General features: G+C 52.2%; 12 protein-coding genes. 7 read left to right on the top strand and 5 right to left on the bottom strand.

What is annotated here, in order from left to right; translation table 11 throughout:
- The first annotated feature begins 4 nt into the window (after positions 1-4).
- Positions 5-1,366, top strand: coding sequence for a bifunctional UDP-N-acetylglucosamine diphosphorylase/glucosamine-1-phosphate N-acetyltransferase GlmU (gene glmU, locus ACTJI9_RS15140; RefSeq protein ID WP_440809040.1), 1,362 nt, complete (start codon positions 5-7; stop codon positions 1,364-1,366).
- 95 nt (positions 1,367-1,461) lie between these two features.
- Positions 1,462-3,285, top strand: coding sequence for a glutamine--fructose-6-phosphate transaminase (isomerizing) (glmS, locus tag ACTJI9_RS15145; RefSeq protein ID WP_440809043.1), 1,824 nt, complete (start codon positions 1,462-1,464; stop codon positions 3,283-3,285).
- Here glmS and recG read toward each other — a convergent pair whose 3' ends face one another.
- Positions 3,286-5,394 (bottom strand): ATP-dependent DNA helicase RecG, encoded by a 2,109-nt coding sequence (gene recG, locus ACTJI9_RS15150; RefSeq protein WP_440809044.1) that lies wholly within the window; start codon positions 5,392-5,394, stop codon positions 3,286-3,288.
- A 115-nt stretch (positions 5,395-5,509) separates the two neighbouring features.
- On the opposite strand from recG, the gene ACTJI9_RS15155 reads away from it, so the two are divergent.
- Together ACTJI9_RS15155 and mfd are read left to right on the top strand one after the other, a co-directional pair.
- Positions 5,510-5,797 carry a succinate dehydrogenase assembly factor 2 gene (locus tag ACTJI9_RS15155; protein ID WP_440809047.1) on the top strand — a complete coding sequence of 96 codons (288 nt, stop codon included), beginning with the start codon at positions 5,510-5,512 and terminating at the stop codon, positions 5,795-5,797.
- Positions 5,798-5,841: 44 nt separating this feature from the next.
- Positions 5,842-9,342 carry a transcription-repair coupling factor gene (mfd, locus tag ACTJI9_RS15160; protein WP_115053116.1) on the top strand — a complete coding sequence of 1,167 codons (3,501 nt, stop codon included), beginning with the start codon at positions 5,842-5,844 and terminating at the stop codon, positions 9,340-9,342.
- On the opposite strand, the gene ACTJI9_RS15165 is transcribed toward mfd, so the two are convergent.
- Together ACTJI9_RS15165 and ACTJI9_RS15170 are read right to left on the bottom strand one after the other, a co-directional pair.
- Complete coding sequence (locus tag ACTJI9_RS15165) at positions 9,343-10,008, bottom strand: DsbA family oxidoreductase (protein WP_440809050.1); 666 nt, start codon at positions 10,006-10,008, stop codon at positions 9,343-9,345.
- A 9-nt stretch (positions 10,009-10,017) separates the two neighbouring features.
- On the bottom strand, positions 10,018-11,835 hold the full coding sequence (locus ACTJI9_RS15170) for an extracellular solute-binding protein (RefSeq protein WP_440809052.1): 1,818 nt from the start codon (positions 11,833-11,835) through the stop codon (positions 10,018-10,020).
- 287 nt (positions 11,836-12,122) lie between these two features.
- Here ACTJI9_RS15170 and ACTJI9_RS15175 point away from each other — a divergent pair, with 287 nt between their 5' ends.
- Entirely contained in the window at positions 12,123-12,743 is a 621-nt protein-coding gene (locus ACTJI9_RS15175; protein WP_440809055.1) for an invasion associated locus B family protein, read from the top strand.
- A 62-nt stretch (positions 12,744-12,805) separates the two neighbouring features.
- Here the strand turns inward: ACTJI9_RS15175 and hspQ are convergent, their stop codons facing one another.
- The gene (gene hspQ / locus ACTJI9_RS15180) at positions 12,806-13,138 is read right to left on the bottom strand and encodes a heat shock protein HspQ (protein ID WP_162802495.1); all 333 of its coding nucleotides are present in this window, start codon (positions 13,136-13,138) and stop codon (positions 12,806-12,808) included.
- An 89-nt stretch (positions 13,139-13,227) separates the two neighbouring features.
- On the opposite strand from hspQ, the gene ACTJI9_RS15185 reads away from it, so the two are divergent.
- Together ACTJI9_RS15185 and ACTJI9_RS15190 are read left to right on the top strand one after the other, a co-directional pair.
- The gene (locus ACTJI9_RS15185; protein WP_440809058.1) at positions 13,228-14,172 is read left to right on the top strand and encodes an AEC family transporter; all 945 of its coding nucleotides are present in this window, start codon (positions 13,228-13,230) and stop codon (positions 14,170-14,172) included.
- 87 nt (positions 14,173-14,259) lie between these two features.
- Positions 14,260-15,606: an Nramp family divalent metal transporter gene (locus ACTJI9_RS15190; RefSeq protein ID WP_115053310.1), complete on the top strand. Its 1,347-nt coding sequence runs from the start codon at positions 14,260-14,262 to the stop codon at positions 15,604-15,606.
- Here the strand turns inward: ACTJI9_RS15190 and ACTJI9_RS15195 are convergent, their stop codons facing one another.
- On the bottom strand, positions 15,607-16,806 hold the full coding sequence (locus tag ACTJI9_RS15195) for a UbiH/UbiF family hydroxylase (protein ID WP_115053110.1): 1,200 nt from the start codon (positions 16,804-16,806) through the stop codon (positions 15,607-15,609).
- Positions 16,807-16,812 lie beyond the last annotated feature (6 nt).

Genomic DNA, 16,812 nt, shown 5'->3' on the forward strand with positions numbered 1-16,812 from the left:
AACCATGACATCACGCACTTGTCTTACGGTTATTCTCGCTGCCGGAGAGGGCACGCGGATGAAGTCCTCATTGCCGAAAGTGCTGCATGAAATAGCCGGATTACCAATTGTGGGACACGTCGCCAAGGCAGTGCAAGGTGCTGGAGGCAGCGATATAGCCTTAGTGGTGGGCCGTGGCGCCGACAAGGTTGAAACCTCCGTGCGCGCGCTCGTCAGCAATATCACCGTTCACGAGCAGGTGGAGCGCCTTGGCACGGGACATGCCGTTCTTGCCGCACAATCTGCCATAGAGGCAGGTTACGACGACATCATCGTGGTTTTTGGTGATACCCCGCTCATCGAAACATCTGCGCTGGAAATGGCTCGTGAGAAACTGGCTGGCGGTTCAGACATTGTGGTGATGGGATTTCGGCCTGAAAACCCCCATGGATATGGCCGCCTTATTGAACAGGATGGCCGCTTAATTGCGATTCGTGAAGAAAAGGACGCAAGCGAGTCCGAAAAGAAAATTGGGTTTTGCAATGGCGGTCTGATGGCTTTGCGTGGTGATAGTGCCTTGGCATTGCTTCACATGATTAAGAATGAGAATGCAAAAGGTGAGTATTATCTGACCGATGTGGTGGAGATCGCCAATTCGCAAGGGAAGTCTGTTGTTGCCATCGAGATTTCTCCGGACAATGTGATCGGCATTAATACGCGCCTGGAACTGGCGGAAGCGGAAGCGATTTGGCAGAACCGCAAACGCCGCGAAATGATGCTGGCAGGCGTATCCATGCAAGCGCCGGAAACAGTATTTTTCTCTCATGATACAGTGATTGAGGCAGATGTTACGCTGGAGCCCAATATTGTTTTTGGCCCGGGTGTTTCGATTGCGTCCGGTACTGTAATCCACGCATTTTCGCATATTGAAGGTGCAAGCATTGGAGCAAACGCAAGTATTGGCCCGTTTGCCCGTCTTCGTCCGGGTGCAAATCTCGCGGCAAAAGCAAAAGTGGGCAATTTCGTTGAAGTGAAGAACGCCAAGATTGGGCAGGGTGCCAAACTAAATCATTTGAGCTACATCGGAGATGCTACCGTTGGTGCGGACGCAAATATTGGCGCAGGCACGATTACGTGTAATTATGATGGTTACAACAAATACCATACTGAAATTGGAACCAACACATTTGTAGGGTCCAACTCGTCTCTCGTTGCGCCGGTATCGATAGGTGATAATGCATATGTTGCTTCAGGCAGTGTGATTACAGAAAACGTGCCGGCAGATGCGCTGGCCTTTGGTAGAGCGCGTCAAGAAATTAAGGAAGGGCGTGCCGTCCAATTGCGGGCGCGATATGCTGCCTTGAAGCTGTCGAAAAAGGCAGAGTAGGGCAGTCCCTTTAAATCATGCAAGGGTTAGGTAGGCTTTCTGCCATGGCGACGCGCCATAGGCAGAAGTGGTAAATTGAGGCATCGGAGTTTTATATGTGCGGAATTGTAGGAATAATCGGACGGGAACAGGTTGCCCCCCTTCTGATCGATGCGCTCAAGCGGCTCGAATATCGTGGTTACGATTCTGCTGGTGTGGCAACGCTGGAAAATGGCCTGCTTGACCGTCGCCGGGCCGAAGGCAAGCTTATAAACCTCGACAACCTGCTCAAAGAAAACCCGCTTGGCGGAACAATTGGTATTGGCCATACGCGTTGGGCCACGCACGGCGCGCCCATCGTCCGCAATGCTCATCCACATACAACGCCGCGCCTTGCTGTCATTCACAATGGGATTATCGAAAACTTTGCTGAGCTTCGCTCCATGCTGGAAGCTGACGGCTATGTTTTCGAAACGGAAACAGACACAGAAACTGTCGCCCATCTGGTGACGCGTGCTTTAGATCGTGGCCTTGCCCCGATCGAAGCTGTTCGTGAGTCACTGCCCTTGTTGCGGGGCGCTTTTGCAATCGCCATCATGTTCAAGGGACAGGAGGATTTGCTGATTGCAGCCCGCAACGGGCCGCCGCTTGCCGTAGGGTACGGGCAAGGCGAAATGTACTTGGGTTCCGATGCTATAGCGCTTGCGCCCTTCACGGATAATCTATCCTATCTTGAAGATGGTGATTGGGCAGTTTTGACCCGTAACGGCGTGACGATCTACGATGAGTCCGGCGCAACAGTGCATAGAGCCATGCAAAAATCCGCCGGCTCGGCATTTTTGGTCAGCAAGGGCAATCACAGACATTTCATGGAAAAGGAAATCCATGAGCAGCCGGAAGTTATTTCTCACACGCTTGCCAACTATCTGGATTTTGCCAACGGAACCATTCGGGCCGATGCCGCGCCAATTGATTTTGCAAAAGTTGACCGGATTGCAGCTTCGGCTTGCGGCACTGCTTTTTATGCCGGTCTCGTTGGTAAATACTGGTTTGAACGCATTGCAAGGTTACCAGTAGACATCGACGTTGCCTCTGAATTCCGCTACCGCGAAATGCCGCTGTCGAAAGACAGTCTTGCTCTGTTTGTTTCGCAGTCGGGAGAAACAGCCGATACGCTGGCCTCGTTGCGTTATTGCAAGGAGCAGGGCCTCACAGTCGGCACCATCGTCAATGTCAAAGAATCGACGATGGCGCGTGAGTCAAACACAATTTTCCCGACTCTTGCCGGACCAGAGGTGGGTGTCGCATCCACCAAGGCGTTTACATGCCAGCTTTCTGTCTTGGCTTCCCTGGCGATAGCTGCCGGAAAAATGCGTGGGACCATCACCGATCAGGAAGAACGCCAGCTTGTGCGTGAGCTATCCGAGATCCCACGTTATGCCACCCAGGCATTAAAACTTGAGAGCCAGATCGAGGGGATCAGCCGTGAACTCAGCCAGGTCAAGCACGCGCTTTATCTGGGCCGTGGCACGAATTATCCATTGGCTCTTGAAGGAGCGCTGAAGCTCAAGGAAATTTCCTATATTCACGCAGAAGGCTATGCCGCAGGCGAATTAAAGCATGGACCAATCGCGCTGATTGATGAATCGATGCCGGTTATTGTCATTGCTCCACATGATCGTTGGTTTGAAAAAACCATATCCAACATGCAGGAAGCAGCGGCGCGTGGCGGCAAGATCATCCTCATTACCGACGAAAAGGGCGCGGCGGCCAATAGCTTGAAAACCTGGCACACGATTGTCCTGCCGGACATGCCGGAGATTATCATGCCGATCATTTATACGCTGCCGATCCAGATGCTGGCCTATTACACAGCCGTTTTCATGGGAACGGATGTTGATCAGCCACGCAACCTAGCCAAATCGGTCACAGTGGAATGATTAGCCAGCGCGAAGCAGCCTGACTGCTTCGTCTCGCTCAAAAAGATATAGCAGAACGCGTAGGGCCTCGCCGCGCGCGCTCTGCAGTTCCGGGTCTCGCGTCAGAATATAGCGCGCATCCTTGCGGGCGACTTCAAGAAACTCCGCATGCGCTTCGATATTTGCAAGCCGGAAGCCGGGTACGCCGGATTGACGTGTACCTAGAAGTTCACCTTCACCGCGTAATTTCAGGTCTTCTTCCGCAATACGGAAGCCATCTTCAGTCTCGCGCATGATCTTCAAGCGTGCTTGCGCGACCTCGCCAAGCGGGCCTTTGTAGATCAAAAGACAGGTGGAAGGCTTGTCTCCACGACCAACACGCCCCCGTAGCTGATGTAATTGCGCGAGGCCAAAGCGTTCTGCATGCTCGATAACGATAATGGTTGCATCGGGAACATCAACCCCGACTTCAATGACGGTAGTGGCAACAAGCAACCGCGTTTCACCACTCTTGAAAGCAGCCATTGCCGCATCTTTTTCGGCACCGCTCATTCGGCCGTGAACCAGCCCGATGCGACTGCCCAACAGTGGCTGCAAAGATTGAAAGCGCTCCTCGGCAGAAACAAGATCGACCAATTCGGATTCTTCCACCAAAGGACAGATCCAATAAATCTTCTGCCCCTCATTGATGGCTGTACGCATGCGTTCGACAAGTTCGCTCAACCGCTCCATCGGCAGGATTGCTGTGGTAATCGGGCGGCGTCCAGCAGGCTTTTCCGTCAGTTTTGACACATCCATATCGCCAAATGCGGTGAGTACCAAGGTACGTGGAATTGGAGTTGCTGTCATAACCAACATGTCAGGGGCAGTGCCTTTGGATGTCAAAAGCAGGCGCTGGTGCACTCCAAAACGATGCTGTTCATCGACAATCACCAATACCAGATCGTGATAATTGACCTTTTCCTGGAAGAGCGCGTGCGTTCCAACGATAATATGGATCGCGCCGGTTCTTAGTCCCTCAAGAATCTCCTCCCGTTCGCGGCCCTTTTCGCGCCCCGTCAACAATGCAACCCGCAGCCCGGCCTTTTGCGCGAAGGGAGAAATTGTTGCAAAGTGCTGCCGGGCAAGAACCTCCGTTGGCACCATGAGCGCTGACTGGCCGCCAGCCTCTGCTGCATGAGCCATGGCCAGCAGACCAACAATAGTTTTGCCGGAACCAACATCGCCTTGCAACAGCCGCAGCATGCGGTCCGGCGCACGCAGATCGGTTATGATTTCCTCGATTGCCTGTTGTTGACTATTGGTCAGCTTATAGGGAAGTGCAGCGATGATCTTCGCCTTGAGATGACCGTCTCCCTCAAGCTTGCGACCGGAAAGCCGGCGCGTTTTCATACGAACCAGAGCAAGCGCCAATTGCCCGGCCAGAAACTCATCATAGGCTAGCCGCTGCCTTGCGGGGTGATCAAGCGCGATATCACTTGGGTCTTGCGGATTATGCAGCGTTTGCAAAGCCTGGCGGTGGGAGGGCAAATTGTATTTTTCAATGATGGGTGGATCAATCCATTCGGGCATGTCTGGCGTTTTGCCGAGTGCCTCCTGAACGCTTCTTGCCAGGACTTTGGGTGACAATCCGGCTGTCAGTGGGTAGATCGGCTCAACCAATGGAAGTGAAGCCGCATCCTCCAAACTTGCAATATGATCCGGATGGACCATCGTCGGTCGTCCGTTGAACCATTCCATGGTGCCGGAAACGATAATTGTTTCACCAACAGGCATGACTTTTTCCAGCCAGGCTTGCTTTGCATGAAAAAATGTCAGGCTGATTTCACCTGTATCATCATGGGCGTAAACGCGATGGGGGACGTTGCTGCGACCGCCTGGCGCTGGCTGGTGGCGGTCGATGCGGACTTCAAGGGTCACAATCGCACCTTCGGGCGCATAGGCGATGCCGGGACGATTCCGACGATCTATGACGCTATGGGGCGGCAAGTACACAAGATTGCCGACACGCGGCTCGGCTCCCGGCGGCTGTGTTCCGAGCAATGTCCCCAAAAGGACGGATACTTTCGGGCCAATACCCGAAAGCGAACGAACAGAGGCGAATAAAGGATCAAGCAGGGAAGGACGCATATGTAACGTTTAACGCGTTCGATTTGCGTTGCAAGGCTGACAGATGCCACAAGGCAGGCTATACCCAGCCGCATCAGTTGATCGGTGCCTTGAATATTACAAACGGAGCTTGCTCATGACTGGAAGCAGTCGCACAACCGCTGACTTGCCACCAAGGCAAAGACGGATACTTTTTCGCTGCTGGCATCGAGGCATGCGGGAGATGGACCTGATTCTTGGCCAGTTTGCTGATGCACATATTGATACCTTGTCTGACGAAGAACTTGACCAATATGAGTCTCTTATGGAGGCACTGGACCGTGACCTGCTAAAATGGGTGACAGGCGAAGCAGAAGTACCCGCCGAATTCGACACGCCGATTTTTCACAAGGTTGTCGCCTCTCGCCATAATCTGAAATATTGAGGTCGTGCCAAGGCCTGACTCCGAAATGAAATCCTGAAATCGAAATGACTGCTTTTACCAAACTCGGACTGAAACCGGATGCACGTGGACACATTGTTGTTGACGGCGTTGTCGATGGTTATGAGGCATTTGCTCTGGCAAAGGTCGTTGCGGAAGCGGGGGCCGGTGGACCCGTGCTTTTCATCGCGCGTGATGGACAACGTATTGCGGATATTGAGCAGGTATTGGGATTTGTCTCGCCGGAATTGCCAGTGTTGCAACTTCCTGCGTGGGATTGCCTTCCCTATGATCGCGTTTCCCCCGGGGCGGATACCTCTGCTCGCCGTCTGAGCGCACTTGCTGGCCTTGCTGCCATGCGGCAGGGCAAGCATCCGGGCGTAATTCTGGCGACTGCCAATTCGGTCCTGCAAAAACTTCCGCCACGAGAAATACTTAGCAAACAGCTATTTCTGGCAAAGCCAGGCAATAGAATCGATATGAACTCTCTCGTGCAACGCCTTGAAAGCAATGGTTTTGAGCGTGTTCCGACAGTTCGTGATGTTGGTGAATATGCGGTACGCGGCGGCATATTGGACCTCTTCGCACCGGGCGCCGAAGAGCCGCTTCGTCTGGATTTTTTCGGCGATACGCTCGAAACGATCCGCACATTCGATCCCGCGTCGCAACGTACATCCAGCCAGAAAACTGAATTTTCGATGCAGCCGATGAGCGAAATTACGCTGTCGCCTGAGATCATCAGCCACTTTCGCACTCAGTATGTTCTAAAATTCGGCGCACCGTCACGTGATGACGCGCTCTATCAGTCGATTTCGGAGGGCCGCCGTTTCGCGGGCATGGAGCATTGGTTGCCGTTATTTTACGATAACCTCGAAACCGTTTTCGACCATGCAGGCGATATGCCCGTTGTGTTCGATCATCTTGCACATGAATCCATGGCTGAGCGCCACAAAATGGTGGTCGATCACTATGAAGCCCGCAAGCGGCAGTCCGATGGCAAGGAACCGGGCGATACAATTCCATACAAACCTGTTGAACCGGAAACGCTCTATCTAACGCCGGACCAGGTTGAAGCAGCAGCACTTAGTTCAGGACTAAAGATAGACTTTACTCCATTTGATGCGCCATTTGTAACGGGGCGCTCGACGATTCACGCGGGTGTGCATCGCGGACGTACTTTTGTAGAAGAACGAACCGCCAAGGATACCAACGTCTTTGACAGTGTGGTCAAGCACATTTCCGATGAACGTGCTGCCGGTAAGAAAGTTCTTGTTGCTGCATGGAGCGAGGGAACGCGGGACAGGCTCGTTCAAGTTCTGAGCGAGCATGGTCTTGAGAAGATCGAGTTGGTCGAAGATTTGCGCACCGTTAAAGCGCTTGCTCGCGACAAAGTTACAGCAGGCGTCTTGTCGCTTGAAACTGGATTCAATGCAGGCGAGCTCGTTGTTGTCGCCGAACAGGATATTCTTGGTGATCGTCTCATTCGCCATTCCAAGCGGCGTAAGCGGGACCGGGACTTTATCAGCGAAGTTGCTGCCCTGAATGCCGGAGACATTGTCGTTCACGTTGACCACGGTATCGGCCGCTTCATCGGCTTGCGTACGATTACGGCAGCGGGGGCGCCACATGACTGTCTGGAACTGCATTATGCTGGTGATGATCGGCTTTTTCTACCTGTCGAAAACATCGAGCTTCTATCGCGGTTCGGCTCGGAGACATCGACTGCCATTCTGGACAAGCTCGGCGGCGGCGCATGGCAAGCCCGTAAAGCCAAGCTCAAGAAGCGTCTCCTCGATATTGCGGGGCATCTGATACGCATTGCTGCCGAACGGCAAATGCGCGGCGCACCGGTATTACTGCCACCTGAGGGTCTTTATGGTGAGTTCGCGGCTCGCTTTCCCTATGACGAAACCGAAGACCAGGACCGCGCGATCGATGCGGTGATTGATGATCTATCGCTTGGAAAACCGATGGACCGCCTGATTTGCGGCGATGTGGGATTCGGCAAAACAGAAGTGGCGCTGCGCGCAGCTTTTGTAGCAGCGCTGAACGGCGTTCAGGTCGCGGTGGTCGTACCTACCACCTTGCTGTCCCGGCAGCATTTCAAGACATTTACGTCCCGGTTTCAGGGATTGCCAGTCAATGTTGTGCAAGCCTCACGACTGGTCGGTTCGAAAGAGCTTGCCGAGAACAAAAAAGGCATCGCCGAAGGTCAGGTCGACATAGCGGTTGGTACGCATGCGCTGCTCGGACAAGGCATCAAGTTCAAGAATCTGGGCCTTCTGATTATCGATGAAGAGCAGCATTTCGGCGTCAAACACAAGGAACGGCTTAAAGAACTGAAATCGGATGTTCATGTGCTCACTTTGTCGGCGACACCAATTCCGCGGACTTTACAGTTGGCTTTGACCGGCGTTCGCGAGCTATCGCTTATCACGACACCGCCAGTGGATCGCATGGCTGTACGTACCTTTGTTTCGCCTTTCGATCCGCTCGTTATTCGCGAGACATTGTTGCGCGAACGCTATCGTGGCGGGCAAAGCTTCTACGTCTGCCCGCGCATTTCGGATCTCAATGAAATCAAGGAGTTCCTTGATGCACAGGTGCCGGAGCTCAAAGTGGCTGTGGCTCATGGGCAAATGGCACCGGGCGAGCTCGATGACATTATGAATGCATTCTACGATGGCCAGTATGATGTGCTTCTATCGACCACGATCGTTGAGTCAGGGCTTGATATTCCCACTGCCAACACGTTGATTATTCATCGTGCCGACATGTTCGGCCTATCTCAGCTTTACCAATTGCGTGGGCGTGTGGGGCGATCGAAACAGCGCGCCTATGCTTTGTTCACACTACCTGCAAACAAGGTTCTCACCCAGATGGCGGATCGCAGACTGAAAGTTCTGCAATCTCTTGATACGCTTGGCGCAGGTTTTCAACTTGCGAGCCACGATATGGACATCCGCGGAGCCGGTAATCTGCTCGGCGAAGAACAATCGGGCCATATTCGTGAGGTCGGTTTCGAACTTTACCAGCAGATGCTTGAAGAGGCAGTCGCCGAAATCAAGGGAACAGGTGAGGTTGAAGATGGACATTGGTCACCGCAAATTGCTGTAGGCACTGCTGTAATGATACCGGAAACCTATGTTCCTGATCTGCAATTGCGCCTCGGCCTTTACCGCCGTTTGGCAGACCTCGAAGAACTTCAGGACATTGACGGCTTCGGTGCGGAGATGATCGACAGATTTGGTCCCTTGCCGGAAGAGGTCCAGCATCTGCTTAAAATCGTTTACATCAAAGCGCTTTGCCGCCGGGCGAATGTGGAAAAGGTCGATGCTGGACCAAAGGGCGTCGTCATTCAGTTCCGCAACAAGACGTTCAACAACCCTGCTGCCTTGGTGAAGATGATTGGCGAACAGGGGTCTATGGCGAAGATTCGCCCCGACCAGAGCGTTGTTTTTGTTCGCGATTGGCCGACGGCGGAGAAGCGGCTTAACGGAGCGGCAGTCGTAATGACCCAGCTTGCCAAATTGGCCGAGGCGTCCTGATCAAACAGGACGCGGCTCATAACCATCGGCAGTCTGGCGAATGGCATCGGCAAGCGCATCTGCTGACTGCGCGCCCATGACCGCATATTTCTGGTCGAGAATAAAACAGGGAACGCCGCGCACGCCCACCTGATTGGCGGTATCAATTTCCTGTTGGACACCGACAGTGTCAGCATCCGTAGCAAGCAGGCTATCGACAATGGCGACATCCATGCCTGCTTCTTCAGCAGCTTCAAGCAGAACCTGGCGATCACCAATGTCCTTTCCCTGTTCGAAATAATATGAAAAGAGAATTCCAACCACGGCATCCTGAACATTGGGCGTGGCTTGTGATGCCCATCGGATCAGCCGATGCGCATCAAGTGTATTCGGGCTGATTTTGATCGCCTCAAAATCAAACTCAATGTCTTCTTCCTTGCCAAGTTCAATCAGTTGCTGATGGATTTCGAATATTTTGTCGGAACTGCCGAATTTCTCCTGCATATACCGATTGCGATCCTTACCTTGGCGCGGAATGGTCGGATCAAGCTGAAACGGCCGCCAATTCACGGTAGCCTCGATATCAGGGTTCATTGCCAAGGCGTTTTCCAGACGCTTTCTACCTAGAAAGCACCACGGGCAAACAACGTCGGACACAACATCTATTATGAATTTCTTTTCGGTCATTATAGGGGCCTATTTTTTGTCTGACCACCAGGTGGTGAATTGGTAGCCATTAAGCGATGTCTTGTCTGGATGTTTGATATGGGTCCATCTTGCCACCCACTGTGATGGCTGAAAATAGATCGGTACAAAATAATTTCCGGACATGAGCACTCGATCCAGCGCGCGTACTGTATCGACAAACTCATTCTGCTTACGCGCCGAAAGCATTTTGCCGATCAAAGCATCAACTGCAGCATCGGCTACGCCAGCATAATTGAAACTGCCATTAATATCGCGGAACTGGCTGCTCCAACGTCGGAATTGCTCAAAGCCAGGCGATAATGAACCGGAATAAGCGCCCAATATCATGTCATAATCGAATGTTTCGAGCCGCTTTTGGTATTGCGCATCGTCAACAGTGCGAATGGTGACTCCAATGCCCAGCCGTTCGAGCGTGCGCTTATAGGCAAGTCCAAGACGCTCTTCCGCCACGGACCTGGTTAATATCTCGAAGCTAAGAACGTTACCTTTGGCATCCTGCATCTTCTCATCTTTGATGGAAAAGCCTTTATCCGTCAGGATATCAAAAGCACGCTTCATCTCCTTGCGGTCGCGTCCGGATCCATCTGTCTTGGCGGGCACATAGGTGCCGTCCATTACGTCAGGTGCCACGGCATCAGGATAAGGCGCTAGCAGTTGCCGCTCTGCTTCATTGGCGGGGACACCCAACGCCGACAAATCCGATCCTTGCCAGAAGCTGGCAAGACGCTTGTAACGATCCGCATAGAGATTTCGGTTGGTCCATTCAAAATCAAACATCAATCCCAAGGCAGCACGCACATCACGATCAGCAAATTTGGCCCGTCTCGTATTGAAAACAAAACCGAACATATTGGACGGTGCTTTAGTTTCGAACGTCTCCTGGACGACACGGCCTTCTTTAAACGCAGGGAAATTATACGAAGAGGCCCATTTATTGGGATCACCCTCCATGAAAATGTCGAAGACGCCTTTCTTGAAGGCTTCGAATTGCGATTGCTCGTTTCGAAAATACTCAACAGTAATTGTATCGAAATTATTAAATCCACGTCTGCTGGGTATATCGGCGGCCCAATAGTCGGTATTGCGCTTGTAAATAATTCGCTGGCCTGGCTGAACCTTGGAAATGATATAGGGGCCACTGCCTACCGGAATACGCAAAGGAGACTGGTCGAATTTCTCTGGATCTATGGCGTGTTTCGGTAAAACCGGCATTAAACCAAGCACCAGCGGAAATTCCCGGTCAGCCTGATCGTTGAACGTGAACCTGATGCCACGCCCCCCTATCTTCTCGATCTTGTCGATGCGATCCATGCGCTGTTTATATTGCGGCAGGCCTTTTTCGGCGAGAAGCTCGAACGTGAAAATCACGTCATCTGTGGTGACAGGTTTTTCATCGGACCATCTGGCTTTTGGATTGAGTGTAAACTCAACCCATGTCCGCTCGTCATTGGTTTCAACTTTTTCCGCCAGCAAACCGTAAAGCGTAAAAGGCTCATCGGCACTCCGCTGCATCAGCGTTTCGTAAACCAGGTTTCCAAACTGCGGATCGTTGAAGACACCGCGTGCCGTCGTTCGCAAGCTTTTGACCAGAAAGGAATTCAGGCTGTCGAATGTACCAACCACACCATAGGTTATAGACCCTCCCTTGGGAGCATCAGGATTGGCGTAAGGAAAATGCGTATAGTCAGCGGGCAGGGCGGGTTCGCCCCGCATTGCAAGGCCATAACTCGGCTCGGCTATTGCTGTGGCTATTGTCGCCAAAAAGGCTAAAGCCAACGCCAAAACCTTGAAACTCTGCCTGATCATTCTTTGGACCCTGTGCCCGTTCAGTCTGCGCTCTTTCGAGCGGTTTATTATGATTCGTGTCAAAGACTATCATTTGACGACAATTATAGGGCGTCACGCCGCTTAACCCGGGATTGAATCGATAAGTACAGCAAAAGGTGGCTGGATTTGCGTTGTCTTGCAGTGTAACACGGCGTTCGATAACAAGGGTCACTCTGTTGCCTTATTTGGCACCCAAAAGCCAGACAAGCAATTTTAAGTGATCAAGTCACACTTAGGATAAGTGCGCTGAAAGGAACCAGTTGACCATGTCCAGCCCAAGAATTTTCGCTGCAACCACATCTATTGCGGGTGCCATTGCATTGCTCGCCGTCGCGGCAGTCCCGGCATCAGCCCAGCAGCAGAGAGCGCCGCAGGGCTGGTTCAAGGTTTGCTCCAAGCAGGAAGACAATGACATCTGCAATACGCAGAATATCGTAACTGCCGACAGCGGCCAGCTTTTGACAGCCGTCAATCTCATTGAGATCAAGGGCAAAGTTAACCGCAAAATCTTCCAGATCTCAGTTCCAACCGGGCGCTTGATCGGTCCTGGCGTCGGACTTCAGGTTAATGGTGCCAAGGCGGTCAAGGTTGATTACGCCATCTGCTTCCCGGATCGCTGCATTTCCGAAGTTGCCCTGTCCGACGAATTACTTGCTTCCTTCAAGAAGGGCAGCCAGCTTACGCTAACTTCGGTCAATTTCCAGAACAAGCCAAATCCGATCAATGTTGCGCTGACGGGTTTCACACAGGCTTATGATGGCCCCGGCCTTCAGCAAAATGAACTCGAACAACGCCAAAAGACACTTCAGGATGAAGTGCAGAAGCGTCAAAAAGAGTTTGAGGAAAAAATGAAGGCGGAGCAGGAAAAAGCAAAAGCACCGCAATAATTTAGTCTTGCAATAAAAAAGGGATGCATCTGCATCCCTTTTTTATTGGCCGAAAAGGGTTCTCAGTTGATATGCGGCCTCTTCACGCGGTAGGAGCCGTCTTCGGATTTATCGAACATTGCCGCTATTTGGGCATGCCTGAGCGGTATTCCTGTCGTATCAGCCACCAGATTTTGTTCTGAAACATACGCCACGTATTCGCTCTCTGCATTTTCAGCAAAAAGATGATAGAAGGGCTGATCGCGCCGAGGACGGATATCCTCAGGAATTGAGCGATACCACTCTTCCGTATTGTTGAATTCCGGATCAACATCGAAAATCAGGCCGCGAAACGCAAAGATTCGATGGCTGACCACCTGGCCGATCTGAAATTTTGCATGTCGTATCTGTGTCATTGTGTTCATTCGTTATAACTATCGGTTTCTGTTAAAACACGCGAGCATAAATCATGGGTTCTTGCCCGCTACAACGATAAAAGCCCATCATGCTCAGCGTATTCAATCTTGTACTGCCGTTCTTTGGACTGATTTTTCTCGGCTTTTTCGTGGCGCGAATCAATCGCCAGCCGCTTGAAGCGCTGGGATGGATGAACACCTTCATCGTATATGTGGCGCTTCCTGCCATGTTTTTCCAGATATTGTCGCGCACGCCAGTATCTGAATTGACGCAATGGGGTTTCATTATTGGTTGCACTGCATCCACTTTCTGCATTTTCGCGATCATGTTCATAATCGGATTGGTACGAACCCGCAGGATTGATGAAAGCACAATTCAGGGACTGGCCGCCGCATATGGCAATATCGGATATATGGGGCCGCCACTGGCGATATTGGCGTTTGGCGCTCCCGCCGCTGTGCCGGTAGCGCTAATCTTTTGCTTCGACAATATATTTCACTTTGTCATGTCACCTCTGATGATGGCTATCTCCGGAAATGACAAGCGTTCAAAATCTGAGTTGATGCTCGGTGTCTTGGAGAAGATTTTCTTCCATCCCTTTATTATTGCTACAGTTTTTGGCATTGGAGCTGCCGTTGCCGAGCTAACGCCTCCATTGGCAATGACCAGAATGATCGACTTGCTGGCAGCAGCCGCCGCGCCATGCGCCTTATTTGCAATGGGTGCCACTCTCGCATTGCGGCCGCTCAAAAGAGTACCAAAGGAGCTATATCTTATTGTACCGCTAAAGCTCCTGGTCCAACCGCTCATGATTTACGCCATGCTGAATCTGACCGGAGATTTTCCACCAGTCTGGATTCATACGGCAATGCTCATGGCTGCACTACCTACAGCCACGAATGTATTTGTCATAGCGCAACAATATGGAGTTTGGGTCGAGCGCGCATCAAGCAGCATTCTTGCCACCACGCTTTTTTCGATCCTGACTTTGACGCTTTGGCTCTATGCCATGACGAACGGACTTATCCCATAAAATATTCAGATTCTTCCGGCGATAACTTGCAGTCGGCAATTTGGAATGCTTATAATTGCAAATGATTTGCAGTTGCGGATAAATATCATGGATCAGCAGAAAGAGTTGGACGTCCAGCCGGAAGGTTGGCTGCGCAAGCGAGGTGAGGCCTCGTTGTCGGATGTCCACCGCTCCATCGCTGTCCAGACCCGCGGCCCCGGTTGGCGTAGGGTCGCTGCCTTTGTAGGGCCGGGATATCTCGTCGCGGTCGGATATATGGACCCTGGTAATTGGGCGACTTCGCTCGCTGGCGGTTCAAAATTCGGTTATACGCTGCTGGTCGTCGCGCTTGTTTCGAATATCATGGCTATTGTTCTGCAAGCGCTATGTGCCCGACTGGCTATAGGCTCTGGAAGGGATCTCGCCCAGGCGTGCCGTGATGCGTTTCCCCGGCCGGTCGCCTATATCCTTTGGTTTCTGGCGGAAATAGCCATTATCGCGACGGATATTGCTGAAGTAATCGGGACAGCAATTGGCCTCAATCTGATATTCGGAATACCGCTGGAAATTGGCGTTCTGATCACTGCGCTTGACGTTTTTCTCATTCTTTATCTGCAGAAACTCGGATTTCGTTGGGTTGAAGCGCTGGTTATCACTTTACTCGGCGTCATCGCCGTCTGCTTCGGTATACAGATTTTCCTTGCCGATCCCGTATGGGGCGAAGTTATCAAAGGCTTCGCGCCGACAACTGAAATTGTCCGCAACCCGGAAATGCTCTATCTGGCCTTAGGGATTCTTGGCGCAACCGTCATGCCGCATAATCTCTATTTGCATTCAGGTATCGTACAAACGCGCGACTATGGGCACTCAATTCCTGAAAAGCGGCAGGCATTGAAATATGCCACGATAGATTCGACGGTCGCCCTGATGTTTGCTCTGCTGATCAACGCATCGATCCTTATTCTCGCGGCAGCTACCTTTCATAAAACCGGTCAAACCGAGGTTGCCGAACTTGGCGATGCTCATTCGCTACTTGCGCCCTTGCTGGGTTGGTCGCTCGCGCCAACGCTGTTTGGCATTGCATTGCTGTGCTGCGGTATCAATTCGACCGTGACAGCGACATTGGCTGGCCAGATTGTGATGGAAGGCTTTCTTCACATCAAATTATCACCCTGGCTACGCCGACTGATCACCCGTGGCATTGCCATCGTTCCCGCAGCTATCGTTACCATTTGGTTTGGCGATGAGGGGACGGCCAGACTATTGATCCTGACGCAGGTGGTGCTTAGTCTTCAGCTATCATTTGCCGTGTTTCCATTGGTGATATTCACGGCAAGCAAGTCAAAGATGGGCGAATTGGTTTCGCCGCGCTGGCTTTCGACCTTTGCCATGTTTATCGCGATCGTTATCGCTTTACTGAATGTGAAGCTGCTAAGCGATTTTGTTATCGGCTGATCACTGCTGGTCCGCGCCGCGGCCGGAAAGGCGAAAGCCACTTCCGGGCCGCAAACCCTCGCGCATGACAAAGCTGCGCAATGGCGAAAAAGCCCGCAAGAGTTCCAAGCCTCCGCTGCGAACCATCTGAACGGGTAAAAAATCTGAGAGCAGGGAACGGTTCAAGGCATCGACTGCCCCTGTTCGCGCAAGAATGTCGGGACTACGCTTGCGGTTATAAGCCGAAATTACGTTTGCACCGCCAAGGTCACTACCGTCTTCAGGCAATATTTCGGTCAGCGCTTCGACATCACGAATGCCGAGATTGAGACCTTGTGCGCCGATGGGCGGAAATACATGGGCTGCTTCCCCAGCCAGAAATATCCGGTTACGCGCAAACGAAGTTGGTACGAGACCCGACAGCGGCCAACTCTGCGGCGCAACTTCAATGGTCACGGCCCCGAGCATGGATTGCATCCGATCCTCTACGCGTCTTGCAAGCTCGTCATGGCTGATGGCAAGCAGTTCCGCTGCCATTTCCGGCGTTGTAACCCAGACAAGGCTGGAGCGCTGCCCTTGCAACGGAACAATGGTAAAGGGGCCATATTCGGTATGAAATTCGGTTGAAATATCATGGTGATCGCGGGTATGGGCGAAACTCAGCACGACAGCGGTCTGATTGTAGCTCCATGTACGCGCGTCGATCCCCGCGGCATCCCGGGCCAGCGAAGAGCGCCCATCAGCAGCAATGACAATATTCGCCGTTAATGTTGAACCATCGCGGGTTTCCACGCGAATTGTATCGCCAACATGGCTATATTTCACGACCGACACTGGCTTATGGTCTACCGTCGATCTCTTCAACGCATCACTAAGCACTGCGGTAAGTGTGCTGTTCGGTACGTTGTAGCCGAAAGCAGTCTCACCTATTTCGCTGGCCTCAAACGTGACCGAAGGGCTTCTGACAAGCCGCCTCGTACCGTCGAGGATTCGCATGGTCGTCATGGGCGCAGCATGCGGCTCAATATCCTGCCAAAGATCAACGCTTTGAAGAAAACGGATGGCCGGCATCATCAAAGCGGTGGTCCGCTTATCGCTTTGACCGGGTGTTTCGCCAAGATTGACAACGTTATGGCCAGAGCGCGCCAAGGAAAGCGCAGCAATCAATCCAACATGACCTGCGCCGGCGACAATAATCGGATCGGTTCTGATATCGGTCATGGTTTT

It is taken from the genome of Phyllobacterium sp. 22552 (genome assembly GCF_052044585.1).
GTDB lineage: Bacteria > Pseudomonadota > Alphaproteobacteria > Rhizobiales > Rhizobiaceae > Phyllobacterium > Phyllobacterium ifriqiyense.